Origin of the sequence: Protofrankia sp. CiP1_Cm_nod2, from assembly GCF_920664355.1 — a bacterium.
Classification (GTDB): Bacteria; Actinomycetota; Actinomycetes; order Frankiales; family Frankiaceae; genus Protofrankia.
Genome location: NZ_CAKKTL010000092.1, coordinates 1 through 19,006 on the forward strand (window position 1 = coordinate 1; position 19,006 = coordinate 19,006).

General features: G+C 71.9%; 19 protein-coding genes. 6 read left to right on the forward strand and 13 right to left on the reverse strand.

The features are described from left to right. A partial coding sequence (locus tag NBW84_RS12215; protein ID WP_250284639.1) for a hypothetical protein occupies positions 1-1,075 on the reverse strand: 1,075 nt, incomplete at its 3' end. Continuing rightward, on the reverse strand, positions 1,072-1,455 hold the full coding sequence (locus NBW84_RS12220) for a hypothetical protein (RefSeq protein ID WP_250284641.1): 384 nt from the start codon (positions 1,453-1,455) through the stop codon (positions 1,072-1,074). The genes NBW84_RS12215 and NBW84_RS12220, both read right to left, overlap by 4 nt. Positions 1,456-2,503: 1,048 nt before the next feature. On the opposite strand from NBW84_RS12220, the gene NBW84_RS12225 reads away from it, so the two are divergent. The 3 genes from NBW84_RS12225 (at position 2,504) to NBW84_RS12235 (ending at position 5,541) form a co-directional block, all read left to right on the forward strand. After that, complete coding sequence (locus NBW84_RS12225) at positions 2,504-3,598, forward strand: ATP-binding cassette domain-containing protein (protein ID WP_250291683.1); 1,095 nt, start codon at positions 2,504-2,506, stop codon at positions 3,596-3,598. Positions 3,599-3,734: 136 nt separating this feature from the next. Beyond that, the gene (locus NBW84_RS12230) at positions 3,735-4,595 is read left to right on the forward strand and encodes an ABC-2 family transporter protein (RefSeq protein WP_250284643.1); all 861 of its coding nucleotides are present in this window, start codon (positions 3,735-3,737) and stop codon (positions 4,593-4,595) included. After that, positions 4,588-5,541 carry an ABC transporter permease gene (locus NBW84_RS12235; protein ID WP_250284645.1) on the forward strand — a complete coding sequence of 318 codons (954 nt, stop codon included), beginning with the start codon at positions 4,588-4,590 and terminating at the stop codon, positions 5,539-5,541. The genes NBW84_RS12230 and NBW84_RS12235 overlap by 8 nt, the downstream gene beginning before the upstream one ends. Here the strand turns inward: NBW84_RS12235 and NBW84_RS12240 are convergent. From NBW84_RS12240 to NBW84_RS12265, 6 genes are all read right to left on the reverse strand, one after another. Next, positions 5,512-6,549, reverse strand: coding sequence for an LLM class flavin-dependent oxidoreductase (locus NBW84_RS12240; protein ID WP_250284647.1), 1,038 nt, complete (start codon positions 6,547-6,549; stop codon positions 5,512-5,514). The two genes, NBW84_RS12235 and NBW84_RS12240, sit on opposite strands and share 30 nt — an antisense overlap. A gap of 61 nt (positions 6,550-6,610) precedes the next feature. Next, positions 6,611-7,405 (reverse strand): enoyl-CoA hydratase-related protein, encoded by a 795-nt coding sequence (locus tag NBW84_RS12245; protein ID WP_250284650.1) that lies wholly within the window; start codon positions 7,403-7,405, stop codon positions 6,611-6,613. Next, positions 7,402-7,575, reverse strand: coding sequence for a hypothetical protein (locus NBW84_RS12250; protein WP_250284651.1), 174 nt, complete (start codon positions 7,573-7,575; stop codon positions 7,402-7,404). The genes NBW84_RS12245 and NBW84_RS12250 overlap by 4 nt, the downstream gene beginning before the upstream one ends. Continuing rightward, entirely contained in the window at positions 7,572-8,744 is a 1,173-nt protein-coding gene (locus NBW84_RS12255; protein WP_250284652.1) for a phosphotransferase family protein, read from the reverse strand. The genes NBW84_RS12250 and NBW84_RS12255 overlap by 4 nt, the downstream gene beginning before the upstream one ends. Next, positions 8,741-9,667 carry a DUF7064 domain-containing protein gene (locus tag NBW84_RS12260; RefSeq protein ID WP_250284653.1) on the reverse strand — a complete coding sequence of 309 codons (927 nt, stop codon included), beginning with the start codon at positions 9,665-9,667 and terminating at the stop codon, positions 8,741-8,743. Before NBW84_RS12260 ends, NBW84_RS12255 begins: the two co-directional genes overlap by 4 nt. Beyond that, entirely contained in the window at positions 9,664-10,053 is a 390-nt protein-coding gene (locus NBW84_RS12265; RefSeq protein ID WP_250284654.1) for a hypothetical protein, read from the reverse strand. Before NBW84_RS12265 ends, NBW84_RS12260 begins: the two co-directional genes overlap by 4 nt. A gap of 158 nt (positions 10,054-10,211) precedes the next feature. Between NBW84_RS12265 and NBW84_RS12270 the strand changes: the two genes are divergently transcribed. Then, positions 10,212-11,390 (forward strand): LuxR C-terminal-related transcriptional regulator, encoded by a 1,179-nt coding sequence (locus NBW84_RS12270; RefSeq protein WP_250284655.1) that lies wholly within the window; start codon positions 10,212-10,214, stop codon positions 11,388-11,390. Positions 11,391-11,428: 38 nt separating this feature from the next. Next, positions 11,429-12,784, forward strand: a complete 1,356-nt coding sequence (locus NBW84_RS12275) for a LuxR C-terminal-related transcriptional regulator (RefSeq protein WP_250284657.1) — start codon at positions 11,429-11,431, stop codon at positions 12,782-12,784. Positions 12,785-12,938: 154 nt separating this feature from the next. Here NBW84_RS12275 and NBW84_RS12280 read toward each other — a convergent pair whose 3' ends face one another. The 3 genes from NBW84_RS12280 to NBW84_RS12290 are packed head-to-tail and all read right to left on the reverse strand — an operon-like array spanning position 12,939 to position 14,651. Further along, positions 12,939-13,622, reverse strand: a complete 684-nt coding sequence (locus tag NBW84_RS12280; RefSeq protein ID WP_250284658.1) for a histidine phosphatase family protein — start codon at positions 13,620-13,622, stop codon at positions 12,939-12,941. Beyond that, a complete protein-coding gene (locus NBW84_RS12285) occupies positions 13,619-14,416 on the reverse strand; it encodes a CbtA family protein (protein ID WP_250284660.1) in 798 nt (265 codons plus the stop codon). Before NBW84_RS12285 ends, NBW84_RS12280 begins: the two co-directional genes overlap by 4 nt. A gap of 13 nt (positions 14,417-14,429) precedes the next feature. Then, entirely contained in the window at positions 14,430-14,651 is a 222-nt protein-coding gene (locus NBW84_RS12290; RefSeq protein WP_250284662.1) for a CbtB domain-containing protein, read from the reverse strand. A 746-nt stretch (positions 14,652-15,397) separates the two neighbouring features. On the opposite strand from NBW84_RS12290, the gene NBW84_RS12295 reads away from it, so the two are divergent. Beyond that, positions 15,398-16,051, forward strand: a complete 654-nt coding sequence (locus tag NBW84_RS12295) for an ester cyclase (protein WP_250284665.1) — start codon at positions 15,398-15,400, stop codon at positions 16,049-16,051. 72 nt (positions 16,052-16,123) lie between these two features. Here NBW84_RS12295 and NBW84_RS12300 read toward each other — a convergent pair whose 3' ends face one another. Together NBW84_RS12300 and NBW84_RS12305 are read right to left on the reverse strand one after the other, a co-directional pair. Then, entirely contained in the window at positions 16,124-17,344 is a 1,221-nt protein-coding gene (locus tag NBW84_RS12300; protein ID WP_250284666.1) for a cytochrome P450, read from the reverse strand. 228 nt (positions 17,345-17,572) lie between these two features. After that, a partial coding sequence (locus NBW84_RS12305; protein ID WP_250284668.1) for an HAD-IC family P-type ATPase occupies positions 17,573-19,006 on the reverse strand: 1,434 nt, incomplete at its 5' end.

Genomic DNA, 19,006 nt, shown 5'->3' on the forward strand with positions numbered 1-19,006 from the left:
TACCAGGCCCCGCCGTGCTCGCGAACGTCGGTGAATCGCTCAGCGCGAGCCCGCACCGGTCGTCCCGGACAGCGGCAAAGCCCTGTAGGCCGCCCGCGGGGCCCTGAAGTGTCCGTGCGCCCACCCAGGCGGATATGTCGAAGGGCACGGTCGCCCCGGTGCCCAGCGCCTGCCGCACCGCGCGTGCCATGTCGAAGCCGACATGCCATGACTGTCGAAGGCCGGCGCCGTCCCGCACGGCGCCCGCGGCGAGCTCACCCGCCACCGCCGCACGAAGAGGATCCAACGGCATCGCGGCGTCGGCTGACGCGTGGCGAGCCGCTTCGGACGCTTTCGGGAGCCACGCAGCGGCTATGTCAAGGGTGTCGAGGTCCGCGCTGTCCAGGAAGTCGTCCCGAAGCTCGTCCGGGATGGCCGGCACAATGGCCAGCAGTTTCGCCGTGGTCTCCTCGTCGACCGCATACGGGTCGAGGCCCAGCCTGGCCGCCGCCAGGAAGAAATCCCGCTCCTCTTCGTCCGCGTTTCCTATTTCCGCCCATTCCGTGGAAAGCGGCGTCTTCCCGACGTCCGACTCCGCGAGCCGGTCAAGGACGCGTTGGACGATGCCGGCCAACGTCTTTCTGGCTTCGTCGGAGCGCACCAGCGCTCGTCCGCGTGACGCGAACCGCAACGCCCCCGGCACCCGGTCCTCGTCGGCGGCCCAGACAATCCGGGTGATCGCCCCTTCGGGTACCGCTGTCAGGTCGGGCCAGGCCATCCCGTCTCCGGCGCCCCGCAGGTTGTGCTGGCGCAGCCAGGGATACCGGCGCAGGTTGGACCACGTCCAGTGCGTGGGCCTGATGGCGGAGGGACGAATGTGCCCCGTCAGCAGCCACCAGTTGGTGGCGATCCATTCCGCCAGCGGATAAAGACTGCCATAGACCGACCGCCGGAAGGTGCCACCGGCCTCCTCCACCTGCGTCACACATCTGCCGTCCACCCACAGCTCGTACCTCGCCCAGGTGGCGGCCAGTTCGGGAGCACGCACGCCGGGTGCGTCAAGCCACTCGATCCGCAACTCGACCCCGACACTCACGGAAGCCACCCCGGAGCTTCCGCGGGAAGGATCGGGTATCCCTTGTACTCGCCAGACCCCGAGTTACACAGACGCGCCTCGTAGACGCGTTCACCGACCCGCGTCCATACGTAACGCGGGAAATCACCCTCGACGTGTGCGCTGACGTTGCCAGCGCGCACCGCGTCGTACAGCCATTTGGCGACATCGTCGAGCACCAGGTCACGTGGACACGCCGACGCGTCACTTCGCAGCTTCCCCGGCCCGGCGCTGGTCAGGTAGTCCTTGTGCTCGGGGCTCGGGGTGTAGGAAACCCGCGCGGCCAGGGCAGCCAGATACCCCGGATCGGCGGCTATCAGCTTGGTTGAGCTGCGTGGCCGTCGGCGACGGGGCGCCCGCATCGCGACCCCCTACATCGTGTCCGGCTCGGCATGGCTACAAGATGAGGGTACCGGCGACCGTCGACCCGGACATGCCGCATCTGTGTCTTCGGAGTGGCCCGTGACCCGCTGCCGTCCGCCCGTGCCAGCGCCGCAGCCCCCGCAGGTCCGGCCCTGTGGGCGAATCGGCCAGGCAGGGGGCTGGCTCGTGGAGCGCCGAGCCGGAACATACGCCCGGTACTCCCGGACAGGAGGTGGTGTCGGTGGCCAGGTCACAGGCGTGCCATCCGGTCGGCCGGGAGGGGCGGGGCCAGGGGCGCAGCCCCAGGGAGACCCTACGGGCCCGCCGGCACCGCGCTCGGCCGGCCGAGCAGCACACGATGCGGCTTCCTGTCAAACCGCACAACCTTGATCGTCGCCCAGGACCTCCGACACGCCGCGGATCGGGGGAGGTTCCGGAAAACATCGGCACCTCCCTGACCCGCACAAACGTTATCGATCATGAATTTTTGCCCAGTTATCCACCTCCCGGAGGTTCTGGAACGATCTTGCATCGTCGCAGGTCAGCGGGGGTGAAAACTGTGACGGGGTCCCCGCGCAGGCAAAATCCGAGTCGAACTGCGACAAGCCACTCGTCAGGTGCGGCTGCCAATGCCGCAGGCTCCCACGTGGGCAAAAACCGAGCCGGACTGCAACCGCAGGATCCGGAACCCACCGGCCGACCAGCCGTTCCCATGCGGGCAAAAATCGAGCCGGACGGGTGCTCCTTTCGTCTTGAAGCCCCAGGATGTTGTCTCCGCGTGGGCAAAAAAGGAATCGGACTGCAGCTGTTCGGGCCATGGGAGGGTGACGCCGATCCGTATTTCCCGCGAACAGAGAGAGTTTGGCTGTGGGGCTCGGGCCAAACACGGTAGGTGGTGCCGCCCGTGATGGTGGCCGTTGCTGGAGGCGGCTGGGCGAGGCGGTATTATGATCAGTTGTGACTACCGCCTTTCCCTCGTCGGCAGCCGCACCGGGTGGGTGGGGCGGTGGGGATGGCCTGGGTGATCCCGGTGTAGACGGGCGGGCGGTGGGCGCGGGTGCGGAGGCTGCGGGCAGGGGCGTGGGGCCCGGGCCTGTTATCGAGGTGGACGGGGTCGGGAAGACCTTTGTGGTGCGGCGCAGGGCCGGGCGGGTGCGGCGGGAGCGGGTGGACGTTGCCGCTGTGAGTGACCTGACCTTCCGGGTCGACGCCGGGGAGATGGTCGGGTATCTGGGGCCGAACGGGGCGGGGAAGTCCACGACGATCAAGATGTTGATCGGGATTCTGGTGCCCAGCGCCGGGCGCATCCGGGTCTGCAGTCTTGACCCGTCCCGACAGCGCACGGAACTGGCGCGTCGGCTGGGGGTGGTTTTCGGGCAGCGTACGACGCTGTGGTGGGATCTGCCGTTGCGGGACAGCTTCGATCTGCTCCGGCGTATTTACCGAATCCCGGCGGGACGGTATCAGGAAAACCTCGACCAATTTGTCGAACTGTTACAGCTCGCCTCTTTTCTTGACACGCCCGTCCGGCAGCTCTCGCTCGGTCAGCGCATGCGCGGCGATCTCACGGCCGCGCTGCTGCACGACCCGGAGATCGTGTATCTGGACGAGCCGACGATCGGTCTCGACGTCGTCTCCAAGGCCGCCGTACGCGGCTTCCTCACCGCGCTCAACCGGGAGCGCGGGACCACCATCATGCTCACCACCCACGACATGACCGACATCGAGCAGATGTGCCCGCGGGTGCTCGTCATCGACCACGGCCGGCTGGGTTTCGACGGGCGGCTGGCGGACCTGCGCGCCCAGATCGGCGGGGAGCGCGTCCTGGTCGTCGACCTGGCCGAGCCTTGGCCGCCGATCGACGTGGCCGGTACCCGGGTGGTCGAGGTGGACGGGCCCCGCCAGTGGCTGGCGTTCCCGGCGGGCGAGAGCGCGGCGCCACTGGTCGCCGCCGTGGCCGACCGGTACCCGCTGGTCGACCTGTCCATCCGCGAACCGGCGATCGAGGAGATCATCACCCGGCTGTACACCTCGGGCACCTCGGGCACCGCAGGCAGCGTGAGCACCTCGGGCAGTGTGAACTCCTCGGGCGCCGCGAGTTCCCCGGGCATCGTGGACTCCTCGGGCGCGAGGAACCCGTGACCGCGACATCGCTGAGAGCTATACCACCCGCAGCGGCACTGTCGGCAGCGGCACCGCGAGAAACGGCATCACCGACGGCGGCGTCATCAGCGACGGCGGCGTCATCAGCGACGGCGGCGCTGACAGTGGCGTCGCGGTGAGAGGGGGTGTCGGCACCTATCTCGCGGTCGCCCGGTACAGCGCTCGGCGATATGCCGGCTACCGGGCCGCCACGGTCGCGGGCGCGTTCACCAACACCGTGTTCGGGATCATCCGCGCCTACGTCCTGCTCCAGGTGTGGCACCAGCGGCCCGGCCTCGGCGGGTACGACACCAGCGGCGTCGTGACGTTCGTCTTCCTCGGGCAGGGGCTGATCACGTCGATGGCGCTGTTCGGCGGCGGCATCGACCTGCCCGAGCGCATCCGTTCCGGCGCCGTCGCGATGGACATGGCTCGGCCGGTGGGCTTCCAGACCTGGTGGCTGGCGGACGACGCCGGGCGCGCCGCAGTCCAGCTGCTCACCCGGGGACTGCCGCCCACGCTGGTCGCGGCCCTCCTGTTCGACCTGCGCCTGCCGACGCCCGCAAGCCCGGCCGCCGCCGCGGGCACGGCGTCCGCCGCCGGTGTGTGGGATGCCGCCGGCGTGTGGGGGCTGTTCGCCGTGTCCGTGGTCCTGGGTTTCCTGGTCAGTTTCGGGCTGCGTTACCTGATCGCCCTCACGACCTTCTGGCTGCTCGACCAGCGAGGGCTGGAAAGCGCCTACACCCTGTTCACGGTGTTCTTCTCCGGCATCTCCATGCCGTTGACGATCATGCCGGGAGTGCTGCGGGACCTTGCCGAGGCGCTGCCCTTCGCCGCGATGATGCAGATACCGGCGGACGTCCTGCTCGGCAACCGGACCGGCGCGTCGCTGGTCGCGGCGATCGCGTTCCAGGTGGGCTGGGCCGTCGCGCTCCTCGCGGCCGGCCGCGCGCTCACCGCCCACGCCACCCGGAAGCTGGTCGTCCAGGGTGGCTGACAACAGCGCGGCCCGCCCCGGCCGCAGGAACAACCGGCACAGCTCGGACGAACGTTCCAGCCAGCACGAACGGCCCAGCCGGGATGAACATCCCGGCCGCAACAAGCGGCACAGCCGGGACGAACATCCCGGCCGGAGCCGCCGGTACGAAGCGGTGCGGCACTATCTGCTGTTCGCGGCGGCCTGGACGCGGGTGGCCTGGCAGTACCGCGCCTCGGTGCTGCTGCTGGCCGTCGGGCAGTTCCTGGCGACCGGGCTGGACATCGCGGTGATCGGCGTGCTGTTCACCCGCGTGCCGCACCTGGCCGGTTTCGGCCTTGCCGAGGTGGGTTTCCTCTTCGGGACGTCCTGCACCGCCTTTGCCGTGTCCAACATGTTCTTCGGGACGCTGGAACGGGTCGGCGAACGCATCCGGGACGGCAGCCTCGACGTGATGCTGGTCCGGCCGGCCGGGCTGCTCGTGCAGGTCGCCACGGACGGTTTCTCCCCGCGCCGTCTCGGTGGGATCGTCCAGGGTGTCGGCGTTCTCGCGCTGTCCCTCGCGGGGCTGGACGTGCCCTGGACCCCTGGCCGCGTCCTGCTCGTCGCCACTATGATTATCTGTGGGGTCGGTATCTTCAGCGCGGTCTGGATCGCCGGGGCGGCGTTCCAGTTCGCCGTCGAGCAGGCCGCGGAGGCGATGAACGCGGTCACCTACGGCGGGAGCTTCCTGACCCAGTACCCGATGTCGATCTACGGCCGGGACGGGATGCGGCTGCTGACCTTCCTCGTCCCGCTGGCGTTCCTCAACTGGCAGCCCGCCCTGTACGTGCTCGGCAAGCCCGACCCGCTGGGCCTGCCGTCCGTGTTCCGTTTCGCCTCCCCGCTGGTGGCCGTCGTCCTGCTGACCCTCGCCGCCGTGGCCTGGCGCGCCGGTCTACGCCACTACCGCTCCACCGGTAGCTGATCTCTCGGCCCGGGCCGAGCACGTCTCGCCCCGGGCCGGATGCGTCCCGCCCGGGGCCGGGCGCGTCACTGACACCGGGACGGGCAGGCCCAGGAGCTTCCGGACCTCGGCGGTGGACTGGATCGAGGCGGCCAGATCCTCACCCTGGGTGATGAAGGTCAGGTCGGTGATCCCGGTGTCCAGGTACGGGGCGCAGAACTCGGCGACGGCCTCGGGCGGCCCGGCCGGCGACCACTTCTCGAAGGCCTCGCGGGGCAGCTTGTAGACGTTCCGCATGTTCTCGGCCAGCCGGTGCGCGGCACGGTCGGGGTCCGGCCCGAACTCGCACCAGACGATGATGCCATGGCGCCAGGCGACGCCGGTGCGGCCGATGCGCGCCGCCTCCTCGTCGACCTGCTCGATGAAGGAGCGCACCCGCCGCGGGGAGGCCCAGATGGCCAGCCAGCCGTCGCCGAGGCTGGCGGTCCGGCGCAGGGCCGCGTCGCCACGGCCGCCGACGAGCAGCGGCACGGGCGGATCGACCACCGGGTGCACCGCCGCGTCGACCAGGTTGAAGATCTCGCCGGCGAACGTCACGGCCTCACCGGTCATCTGACGGCGGATGATCCGCAGGCTCTCGTCCGTCCGCTTACCGCGGGTGCGCGGGTCGACGCCGCAGACCTCCATCTCCCTGCGGTCGTCGCCGCCGACACCGACGCCGAGCACGAGCCGGCCCGGGTGCATCTCGCACACCGTCGACAGCTGCCGGGTGACGGTGGTCGGGTGGCGCAGCGGCAGCTGGTAGATGCCGACGTGCACGGGCAGCTCGTCCTGCAGGTTGAGCAGCATCGTGGCGTTGGTCAGGCCGTCCCAGCCGTAGCCGCCGTGGAAGCTCACGTGGTCGCCGCAGTGCAGGTGCCCCAGCCCGGCCTCGGCCGCCAGCCCGAGCAGCCGGCGGCGTTCGGGCGCCGGGTACCGCGCGAGGTCGTCGCTGAAGATCGACAGGCCGATGTTGACCGCTTCAGTCACGACTGCTCCTGTATGCGCCCGGCGAACGCGGCGGGGTGGCTGCCGGCGGCGGAGCGGCCGGTCATCGCGGGTCGCCTTCGGCGAGGAAGCGCTTGCGCTCGGCGTCGATCTCCGGATTATCCATGATCGAATAGCCGTAGAGCGCTTCGATGCGGAGCTGGTCCTCCAGCGGCCGCCCGATGACTTCGAGGATCGTGTCCTTCGCCGACTCCACGGCGCGCTGCGGGTTGCGCAGGATCTTTGCCGCGAGGTCCTCCGCGCAGGCCATCAGCTCGCAGGCGGGCACGACCCGGGAGACGAGGTTGCACTGCAACGCCCGCCGGGCGTCGATCGGCTCGCCGGTCAGCTCCAACTCGAGCGCGATCCCCGCGCCGCAGATGTTCACCAGGCGCACGATGCCGCCGTCGGCGGGGTGCATCCCGCGGCGTAGCTCGAACGAGCCGAACACGCAGTGCTCGGCGGCGACGCGGATGTCGCAGGCCAGCGCGAGCTCCAGGCCGCCGCCGATGACGTAGCCGTTCAGCGCGGCGATGACGGGCTTCTTCGTGCGGTGCAGCCCGCGGGTGATCCCGCCAGCGAAGCCCCTGGGCAGCGCCTCGCGGCCGAGGCTCGGCCCGGCGCCCGTCCAGTGCCCGACCATCGTCGACAGGTCCGCCCCGGCGCAGAACGCCTTGTCCCCGGCACCGGTGAGGATCGCCAGGCGGATCTCCTCGTCGTCACGGAAGTCCGTCCAGATCTCCCGCAGGCGTTCGTTGGCATCGGGATCGATCGCGTTGTGCTTCTCGGGCCGGTTCAGCGTGACGTACGCGATCGGCCCCTTCTTCTCGTAGAGGACCTTGTCCGCAGCCTGGCTCATTTCACCGCCCAGGTCGCCGGCACCCCGCGCATCCCGTTGGTGACGTCCGAGACGTTGGTGAGGTTCGAAAGGCCGCGGCGCGGCCGGGTGAAGGCTTCGCGGCGCTCGGCGCGGCCGCGGTCCCGGCAGGCGAACGCCTCGATGCCGGTTCCGACGGGTAAGGCGATCACAGGTTCGCTCCTGTCGTGAGGGGCCGGGCCGCGGCGAGGAAGCCCTCGACGAGGCCGGGCCGGGAGTAGTAGGCGTCGCCGATCCCGTCGGCCACCCGGCGGCGCTGGTACTCGAACAGGACGGCGAGCTTCCACAGGGCCATCGCCGTGTACCAGTCGACGTCGGGCACCTCGGTGCCGGTGGCGGCCGCGTAGCGGGCGGCCAGCTCGGCGCGGGAGGGGTAGCCGTCGGCGAGGGTCGCCGCGCTCATCTCGGTCAGCGCGTGCGGTGGCTCGCCGGGCACCGCGTAGGTGGCCAGCAGGTAGCCGACGTCGCGCAGCGGGTCGCCGATCGTCGCCAGCTCCCAGTCGAGCACGGCGACCAGCCGGGCGGGCGGGCCGGCGGCGAGCATGACGTTGCCCAGCCGGAAGTCGCCGTGGACGATCGCCGGCGCGGCCGGCGCCGGCGGGTCGTCCACCAGCCAGTCCAGCAGCGCGCCGAGCTCCCCCGGCAGGCCGTGCCCGTCGGGGTCGACGATCCGCGCGAAGCGCCGCAGGTGACGCGTGACGTCGCCGGAGGGCCGCCCGAAATCCCCAAGGCCCGCGGCTGCGTGGTCGACGCGGTGCAGCGCGGCGAGCGTGTCGACGAGCGCCTCACCGACCGCGCGCCTGCCGGCCGGCGTGTCGAGCGCCGGTGGCGTGCGGGTGGTGGCGACGATCCCGGCGACGTGTGCCATGACGTAGAACGGCGCGCCGATCACCGCGGTGGACTCCTCGACGGCGAGGATCCGCGGCACCGGGACCGGTTCGTCCCCCAGCGCCCGCTGCACCCGCGCCTCGCGGACGACGTCGTGGCCGCCCGGCGGGATCGGCGGTGGCGGTGGCCGGCGCACCACCACCCGACACTCGCCGTCGGACACCAGGTAGGTCAGGTTGGAGTGGCCCTCACCGATGCGCCGCAGCGTGATCGGCCCACGGCACAGCCCAAGACCGCGCAGGTAGGCCTCGAGCCGGCCGACGTCGAAGGGCGGCGCGCTCCCGCCGGACGCAACGGCCTCGACAGGTGGGACAGGCCCGGCGGACGGGACGGCCCCGGCGGGCAGGGCGGGCAGGGCGGGCAGGGCAGCCCCGGCGGGCGGGACGGCCCCGATGGTCTCGGCGGGCGGGGCGGTCTCGGAGGATGCGCTCACTGCGCGTCGACCAGCCGCTTCAGGTAGCCGCGGGGCCACAGCGTCTCGAACTGCCCGGCGCCGGCCTCGCCGTCGATGGTCACCTGGCAGGCAGCCTCGGACATCAGCGTGTCGGAGCCGACGGGCAGGTGCAGGATGGCGTAGCGCCGCATCCACAGGTGCGTCGTCCCGCCGTGGGCGTCGGTCAGCTCGGCTTCCAGGCTCTCCTGGCCCATGTCCCTGTCGTAGGTGGCGTGGTGGCGGCTGTCGACGATCGCCACCGGTTCGCCGCCGCGCAGCACGTAGCCGTTGACGCCCAGTTCGCCGCGTGCGATGTGGAACATCGCGTTGAGCTCCGCGCCCGACGGGGTACCGGCGGCGAGCCACTTCCAGTGCTGCACCGCGCTCCAGTGCCGCCGGCCCCAGGAGTGGTCGCGGTGCGCCCACACGTCCGCGAACGGGATGACCCGCTCGCCGATCCGTAGGGTGCCCGACGCGCGCCCGGCCTGCTCGAAGCGGTTGGCCGCCATCCACGGCGGGCAGCCCGCCGGGTTCTCGCGGTAGCTGAAGGGCCGGTGGCTGGCCTCGAAACGGTAGTCGATGCTCACCTCGTCGCCGGCAAAAACGATCTCGGCGGTGCGCAGCGGATCGGGCTGGCGCAGGTACAGGCCCGCGCAGTGCCAGTCGTCCAGCTCGCTGGCGTCGCCCAGTTCGACGTTGAAGGCGCCCAGGACGACGTTCCGCTCGCGGTCGGGGAAGTAGACGCAGACCTGCCGGCCGGCGACACCGCGCCCGTCGGTCCAGACGTACACCTGCGCGGCGATCCGCTCGTCGGGCAGGACCAGGGTCCAGAACAGGCTGTCGCGGGTCTTCACACCCGGCGCGACCCGGTGGCGCAGGTCGTCGCTCTCGACGATGTGGCCGGTGGCGGACGTGACGCTCATGCGTAGAGTCCCTCAATGATCTTGGCGTAACGCTCTTCGACGGGCCTGCGCCTAAGCTTCGCCGTCGGGGTCAGCTCGTCGCCTCCGGGCACCCAGTCGTGGTCGAGCACCTTCCGGCGTTCGGCCTGCTCGATCCGCGCGAGCCTCTGGTTGCCCCGCCGCACCGCGTCCTCGAAGTAGCCGGGCATGACCGTGACGCCGCCGACGAGGATCTCGCCGAAGCCGCTCAGCGCCAGGTGGTCGGCGTTGGCGTCCGCCACCCGTAAGAACGCCTGGCACAGTGTGGGCTCGGATAAGATCGACTGGATCGTGGTGTTCAGTGGTCCGCTGACTGGTGATGTGCTGTTTGGCGGTGCGGTCGTTGGTCGTGTGGCTGCCACGCTCATGGGCCCGTGCCTCCTCCGGTAGCACCCCAGGACGCTGCCACCGTTGTTGATCGGGGGCTACGGCCCGGCGAGTGAACGCCCTCCCCCTCTGGGCGTAGACAGCTCCGCCCTGTGATGCGCACGCCCTGTGTCACGTAGCTGCGCTACGCTGCCAGGCAGTGGACGAGCTGCCGCAGCGCATCCGCAGCCAGCGCGCGCGGGCCCGGGCGGTCCGTGGCTACGTCGAGAAACAGCTCTGGACGGAGCTGGACCAGCACATCGCGGCCGTGCGCGCCCAGGCCTCCTCCCCCGGCCCCCTTGACTCCCCCGGCCCTGCGGCCCCCGCCGGCCTTGCCGGCCCGGTGGCCTCCGCCGGCTCTGCCGGCTCCGCAGCTCCCGCCGGCTCTGCCGGCCTTGAGGAGCTGGAAACCCTCGTACGCACGGCGGACGAGCTGCGCGCGTGCGAGGAACAGAACCTCTGGATGGGCGACCGCGCGCGCGTCGGGATCCACCGGGCCCTCGGCCGGCTGCGCCGGTGCGCCTCCAGCGCCGCACTGCTCGAGCGCGTCCCGCCCGAACTCACCCGGGCATGCGGGTTCGCCCGGGCGATGATCTCACGCGTCCACCACTCCGAGTGGATCCCGATCCTGCCGCCGCCGGGGGCCGACCCGGACACCGACGCGTTCCGGCGCGCGTTCGGGGACGAGCCCACGCTGCCCCTCCGGCACATGCTGCTCGAGACCGAGATGGTGCGCCGGCGCATCGGCATCCTCGTGGCCGACGCGGCCGGTGACCCGCGCTGCCACGAGGCCTTCGTCACGATCGCCGGTGCGCGCGGCTACGTCGGCGCGCCCCTCATGCCCAGCGGCCGCGTCATCGGCTTCCTGCACGCCGACCGCCGCGGGCAGGACCATCCGGTCACCCAGGACGACCTCGACAACATCGTGCTCTTCGCCGAACACGTCGGGCTGCTGTACGAACGCGCCGTCTTCGCGGAGGAGCTCCAGCACCGCCGCGCCCGCCTCCAGGCGGCCCAGCTCGCGCTCGCGCGTGACCTCGACGCGGTCAGCGACGCCGAGCTGCGCCTCCAGCTGCCGCCCACGCCCGAGGACGACCCGGAGGAGGAGGAGGATCACCGGGACAGCACCCCACCGCCAGGACGGATCGCACTGCTGAGCACCCGCGAGCGCGAGGTGCTCGACCTCATCGTCGCCGGGGAGACCAACAGCGGCATCGCCCGTGAGCTCGTGCTCGGCGAACAGACCGTCAAGACACACGTCGCGCACGTCCTGCGCAAGCTGGGCGCGACCAGCCGGGCCGAAGCCGCCGCCCGCTACCTGCGCATGCGAGGCCGGTGACGGCCGTGCCGCCGGACATGCCGCCGGAAAGGACGCCCATGCCGCCGCCACCTTCGACACCGCCAGCGCCGGCGGCACCGCCGGCGTCCCCGGCACCGCCGGCGGCGTCGGCGCACCCGGCCGGCGGACGGCGTGATCCCAGCGAACGGCAGGTCATCGCCGAGGCCGCCCGGCTCACCCAGCGTGCCCAGCGCTCATGGGGGCTCGCGCTGCCGCCGCACCCGCGCCAGCCCGGCCGGAGCCAGCCCGTCGAGGTGTTGCGCCAGCTGCGCGCGACAGCCGACCAGGCCCTGAGCGAGCTTCGCCGGCGGACGGGCCCGGTCGATCCGGAGATCCGTGACGACCTGTTGCGCGCCCTCGAGCTCGAACGCCACCTCAGCCGCCACATCCTGACCCGCAGATCCGCGCGCCGGGCGGCCCTGCGGCGCGGGCTGGAGCGCCTGCGGCCGGTGGCGGATCCAGCACATCTGCTCGACCGCGCCTGCGTCGAGGCGCTGCGTAGCTGCGGTGTGCGGCGCGCGATGCTCAGCCGGGTCAGCGACGGTGTCTGGTCCCCCTGGCGATCGGCCGACACGACCGTCCCGGCCGGCGGAACCGGCTCGGCCGGCCGGGCCGGGCCGGCCGGCCGGAGCAGTTCGGCCGGCACGGTCATCTCGGCCGGCACGGTCATCTCGGCCGGCACGGCGGTCTCGGCTGGCACGGCCAGCGGCACGGGCACCACGGCGGCGTGGCACGAGCTCGGCCCGATGCCCGTCGAGCGCCTTCCGCTGGAGGCCGAGGTCGTGGCCGAGAGACGCCCGGCCCTCGTCGAGCGTCCGGCGAGCGATCCCCGCGTCCACCCTGCGCTGCGCCGGCTGCTGACCAGCTCGTTCGTGGTCGCCCCGATCGCCCCGGCCGACACCGTGATCGGCCTGCTGCACCTCGACCGTTCGGGCGAGGCGCGCGAGGTCGACCGCGACGACCTCGAGGTGGCCTGGGCCTTCGCCGAGGGCTTCGGGCGTGTCTACGAACGCGCGGTCCACCGGCAGCGTCTCGACACGCAACGGCGTCTGGTCCAGCGGGCCGCCCAGCGCCAGGGCCTCGACACCGCGCCGCCCGACCACGCCATCGATCTTCTCCCCACCGTGCCGCGCGCGCCCGGGCGCTACGAGCCCGACACCGCCAGCCCGCCGGTGGACGCCCCCGAGGAGTCACCGGGCATCCTCACGAGCCGTGAACGCGAGGTCGCCGACCTGATGTGCGCCGGCCTGCCCAACGAACAGATCGGCGAACGCCTCGTCATCTCAGCCGCGACCGTCAAGAGCCACGTCCGCGCCATCCTACGCAAGCTCGGGGCCGCAAACCGCTCCCACGCCATCGCCATCCACCTGCGCCACACACCCAACCCGCCATGACCAGCGGCTGAAAGGCTCCGGGCAACGGCAGCCATCACGACGACAGCGCCCACCGCGGCACGCCGCACGCCACCATCACGGTCACAGAGCATGGTCGGGTCCTCGGCGCAGGAGAGACAGGACAGCTTGCGCACTGTGCCGTGAACTGCTGGTCTTACAGTGGCATGCAGGCGTGTCGCAGGGTCCACACCATGCTTCCCGTGCCGGCTTTGCCGCCCGCGTGCCCGAGTGAGGTGGGGGTGGCTGGCAGGCGGCCGTGCAGGAGGGTCGCGGACAGTGGTGGGACGTCGACGCGCCAGAACACCTCCGGTGGCGATCGCAGCGCCGTGACCAGCACGGCCCGGACGACCGCCGGGTGGGTCACGGCGATCACGTGCTCCGGGTCGGTGGCACGGGCGGCCAGCCAGGCCGCGACGCGGTCGAGCAGGTCCACGACGGATTCGCCGCCGTGCGGCGCCGCGGCCGGATCCCCGGTCCACAGCCGCAGGTCCGCGGGGCTGATCTCGTCGAGCGAGCGGCCCGCCCAGGCCCCGACGTCGAGGTCGCGCAGGGCCGGGTCGGGCGTGGCCGACAGGCCCAGCGCCTGAGCTGTCTGGCGGGTGCGCAGGGAGCGGTCGCACCAGGCCCGCCCACCGCGCAGCACCCGTCCGAAGGGGGTGCGTGACATTTCGGACGTGTGCTCGGGCATGTGCGTCGTGTGCGCTGTGGCCGCGGCGGCGGCCCGGCGGGCTTCGGCGTCGTCGATGGTGTCGTCGTCGGCGCCGAAGCGCGCCGCTCGCACGGCGGCGGTCCGGGCGTGGCTGACCAGGGTCAGCCGCAGCGGCCCGCCCGCACTCACGCCCCGGTGGCGACCGGTGATCCGCCTGGGGCCGTCGGAGCTTCCCCCACCAGCGTCGATACCGGCGTGGCACCCGGTGCCCGGACCGGGGCGGGGCGGTTGGCGCGTTCCGTCAGAGCCCCGAAGAGCAGCCCGACGGTGGCCCACAACGTCGCCTGGATCGCCAGGGAATCGACCCGGAACCGCCACAGCACGTCCGCCGGGAAGCCTTCCGGTGTCTCGTCCGCCGCCGGCAGGGCGTAGTAGGCGAGGCCGATGACGACCAGACCGCCGGCCAGCGCCAGCAGTGCCGCGTCCCACGAGCCGAACCGGGGGGCAAGCCGCCGGGCGGCCACAAAACCGCCGGCGACCACGGCCAGCGCGATCAGCATCGCGGCGAAGTACAGACTGGTGCGATCGGCGATCGTGTCCGGATTGCCGACCGCCGGCGGGTTGGCCGGGTACTTCAGGCTGGGCAGCAGGTACATCCCCGCGAAACCGGCGAGGGCTACCAGCCCCGCGGTCGTGCGGGCGCGCAGCGCTCCCAGCCGGCCCTGCGCGACGGCGTAGGCGAGGGAGAACAGCCCGCCGACGGCGACCCCGAACGCCAGCAGCCCGGTGAACAGGCCGATGGTGCTCTGCACCGTGCGGGACACCACCTCCGGCTCGGCGGGGGCCCCGGGCGCCTCGTGCGCCGCCTCGAACGCGATCGCGAGGCCGACCTGGCTCTCCCCGAAGACCTTCGCGACGACGAAGGCGAGGACGGCGGCGGCCACGCCGACCAGCATCCCGCGGATCAGCAGCGTGCGAACCATGTCGCGCCCCCGCTCAGTGGCAGGGGAAGCCGAGCAGGTGACGCGCGTCGTGCACGAACTCGTGGACGTTGCTGCCGGCCACGAGCGACACCGCGCCCTGCTCCGCACCGACGAAGTAGAGCAGGACCAGCGCCAGCAGCGACCCGAAGAGCGCGAACGGGGCCAGTTCGCTCAGCGGGATCGTCGGCAGCGGCGCGGGGGCGGCAGGGGCGTCCAGAACGCCTGGGTGTGCCATGGCGGGAACCTCCACAGGAATCACGCGTTCCACTCGGGCAGGGCTTGTTCGGTGACGCTCGTCCGACGATGGGTCTGACTTCCGGTGCCGCCCTGGGGGCGACGCCGGTGACAGTGGCGCGACCGTGCCGGATTCACACCGGCTTCCACCGACTCGAACAGTCTGAGAAAAGCAGCAGCCGACCTCGCAGTCAAGCCTGCTCGGCTGCCGGATGGCCCGCCGGCGACCGGCGGGCCATCCGTGAGCATTCCATGATGTCCATTGTTACCGCTGTGTCCGAATTGTTCATCCGAAGTGGAACTCGATCCCGCCTCTCGAGTTCGACGCGCTCGGCGTTCATATAAATACAGAGAGCAACCAGTGACGCACGGGACATAAATGATCACCACCGCGGGAGGCCGGCGGACGGCTGCCGGCCGCCGCATCGCGCGAGCACCTCCCGAACGGCTACCGGACCGTCGTCCGCAATGGGCCTGACGGCTGCCGCCACGGCGTACCAAGGACCCGCGGGAAACGGCAACATGTCCGGCGTTCCCAGGAAGAAACCGGACCGGGAGGACGATACACTCGACACCGCTTCCCGTATTCTGTCGGAACCCCTGAATCCCGTGCCATCCAACAGCGCGAGCCAGCAGGGAGATTTCCGCCCGGAACCACGCCGCGACGTGGCCCGGAAGAACACGGAAAAGCTTCGGGACAACGCTCCCCGAAAACCTTGGCCAGACGGCAGGAACAGGAGGATAGCGGTGAGCGACAGAACCGCCGGGAACCAGCCGCTGCATGTTCAGGGCCGGGACGCCGTCATTGCCGGCTCCGCTGGCGTCCGGTGGCGCGACGGGGCACCACCGGACTACCGCCACTCCCGGGAGACAATGCCCCGGGAACGCACCTGCCAGCATGCCGAGGGCTCGCTCGCGGACATCGTCGAGAAGGTGGTCCAGGTATTCGAGATGGAGCTCTCGCACAAGAAGGATCCAGCCCAGTGGGTCAGCATGGTGACCGAACGGCTGCGGGTCCAGGTGAACGGCGGCCCGGCGGCCACCGCCGCCGACCTCGCGGAAAAGGGCAGCTACAACATCCTCATCGGCGAGAACCCCCACTACTCGGCGGGGAACGAAACCTTCGAGTCCTCCCACGAGGTGTTCCACAAAGCCTTCCCCGGCGGCTTCTTCTGGGAGGTGCTGGACGTCTACTCACCACCGCCCGTGATCGCGTTCAAATGGCGGCACTGGGGCACCTTCAGCGGGCCGTACAAAGAGGCGCCCCCGACCGGTGAGCGCATCGAGATCTTCGGTGTCACCGTGGCCCGCTGCGCGGACGACCTCAGGCTGGTCGAGGTCGAGAACTTCTACGACAACACCGCTTTCCTCAGCCGGCTCGCGGGCAGCCATCCGGCGTGAGATCCCGGGCGCGGCATACACCTGCCCGCATGCCGCGCCCACCCGCGACGGTTCACGGAAACCGCCGCGCCGTCAGACGGCCACCGGCACGCGGGTCCAGCCGCGTTGGACGAATGCCGGACGCCGTACCGGTGTGCCGGCCGGACGCAGCCGCGGGAAGCGTTCGATCAGGCAGCGTACGGCGATCGCCACCTCCACCCGGGCCAGCGGCGCGCCCACGCAGAAGTGGACCCCGCCGCCGAAGGCGATGTGCGGGTTCGGCTCCCGGCCGATGTCGAACTCGTCGGCCCGCTCGAACATCTCGCCGTCCCGGTTGGCCGAGCCGAGCAGGGCGGCGATCCGCTCCCCCGCCCGGATGACCGCCCCGCCGATCTCGACGTCCGCCATCGCGGTCCGTTCGAACAGGTGCAGCGGGGAGTCGAAGCGCAGGAACTCCTCGGTCGCGGTGGCGGCGAGCTCCAGCGGCCGCTCGGCCAGCCGCCGCTGCTGGTCGGGATGGTTCAGCAGGACGACCATCCCGTTGCCGAGGCAGTTGACGCTGGCCTCGTGCCCGGCGTTGAGCAGCACCACGACCGTGGCGACCAGCTCGTCCTCGCTGAGCTGCTCACCGTCCTGCTCCGCCTGGACCAGATGGGTGATCACATCGTCCCGGGGGCCGCGCCGGCGGCGCACCGCGAGGTCCCGGACGAAGGCGTCGAACTCGGCCGCGGCGGCGCGGGCGGCGGCCTCCGCGGCGGGCGTCCGCCCGTACTCGTTCATCTTCATCATGGCCGCCGACCAGGGGCGCAGCAGGTGCCGGTCGCCGTCCGGGATACCGAGCAGCTCGGCTATGATCATCACTGGCAGCGGTTCGGCGTAGTCGGTGATCAGGTCGAACGGCTCGCCGTCGCGGGCCCTTTCCGCCAGCCCGTCGAGGAGGCCCCCGCACAGCTCCTCGATGTGCGGGCGCAGCCGCTCGATGTTGCCGCGGACGAACGCCTTGCCGAGCAGGCCCCGCAGCCGGGTGTGCTTGGGCGGCTCGCAGCCGAGGACCGAGTCGCGCTCGAGCTGGTTGAACAGCGCCCACAGGCCCTCGGGCTGTCGCGGCGGGTGGATCCTGCCCAGCGCGCGATGGCGCAGCACCGCGTCGGCGTCGCGGTACCTGGCGGCCAGCCACATCCCGAGCTGTTCGCTCCACAGCGGGCGGCCGGCCGCCCGCAGTTCGGCGAAGACGGGGTACGGGTCGTGGACGAGCCCGGGGTCGTGGGGGTCGAAACAGTCTGCGCCACCAACGATCCGGCGGGACAGGACCACCGTCGGCTCCTTCCGGGACAGGCCAGCACCCCCACGGCCCCCACCATCACTTCGCCTATCGAACCAGCGCCGGCCGGCGCCCGGCGGGGAGACCGACGCCTTTTCCCACCCCCACACGTGCGTGGTCGGCCACACCACCCGCCACGCCCGGCCCGGCAGCCCGGGCACCCACGCCCGCCACGCCCGGCCCGGCAGCCCGGGCAGCCACGCCCGGCCCGGCCCGGTGGTTCAGGGCCTGGACGGCCGGCCGTGGGCCGTGCCCTCGGCGTTCACGGGCCAGAAGTGCCCCACCAGCCGCCAGACGAGCTCCACCAGGGCCATGCCGGCCGCGCCGCAGGTGGCCGCCACGGCGACGACGCCGGCGTCCGACGTGTCGAACTCGAAGACGCGCTGCCCCACCGGCAGCAGCAGGCACAGCAGGAAGCCACCGGCCATGGCAGCCACCAGCAGGACCTTCCACCAGGCATACGGCCGGGCCACCACTGCCAGCACCCATGTTGCGATCATGACAAGCGTGATCACGACGGCGGTGCTCTCCTGCTCGGGCGTGCCCTCGCCGCCGGAGCGGACGAGCAGGTAGGTCACGAAGCTCGCCACCGCCACCACGGCACCCGCCGGCACCGCCCGGCGCATGACCCGCGGCACGAACCCGGCCCGGGCCCGCTCGGTGTTGGGCGCGAGCGCCAGGAAGAACGCCGGGACGCCGATGGTGAACCAGCCGATGAGCGTCACGTGCCGGGGCAGGAACGGGAACCTCAGCTGCGCCGCCCCGATCAGGATGGCCAGCAGCACCGAGTAGACCGTCTTGGTCAGGAACAGGACGGACACCCGCTCGATGTTGCCTATCACCCGCCGTCCCTCGGCCACGACGTGCGGGAGAGCGGCGAAGGTGTTGTCCAGCAGGACGATCTGCGCGACCGCCCGGGCCGCGGGGCTGCCCGAGCCCATGGCCACGCCGATGTCGGCGTCCTTGAGCGCGAGCACGTCGTTGACCCCGTCGCCGGTCATGGCCACGGTGTGGCCGTCGGACTGCAGGGCCCTGACCATGGCGCGCTTCTGGTCCGGCGCCACCCGGCCGAAGATCGACCCCGTCGCCATCCGCTCGGCCAGCGCGGGGATGTCGTCGTCGGGCAGCGTCCGGGCGTCCACCGGCCGGTCGGCACCGGCGATCCCGAGCGTGCTGGCGACCGCCGCGACGGACAGCGCGCTGTCCCCCGATATGATCTTCAGTTCGACGTTCTCCGCCGCGAAGTAGCGCAGGGTGTCGGCGGCGTCGTCGCGGATCTTCTGCTCGATGACGAGCAGCGCCAGCGGGACCACCGTGCCGGGCGCGCCCGGCGCGTCCACCGGGATGCCGGCCCGGCCGAGCAGCAGCACCCGCAGCCCCCGGGAGGCCAGCCGGTCGGCCTCGGCGACCGCGGCGTGCCCGGGCGGCAGCAGGACGTCGGGCGCGCCGAGCACCCAGTGCCCGTGCCGGCCGAAGCTCGCCCCGCTCCACTTCCGGGCGGAGGAGAACGCCGCGGCCGCCGTCGCGGCCCAGGTGTCCGGACCGCTCGGGAACGCCTCGGCGACCGCGGCCAGGCTCGCGTTGGGACGCGGGTCGGCGGCGGCCAGCGCCCGCAGCGCCTCGCGCACCTCACCAGCCAGCCGGCCGGCCCCGGC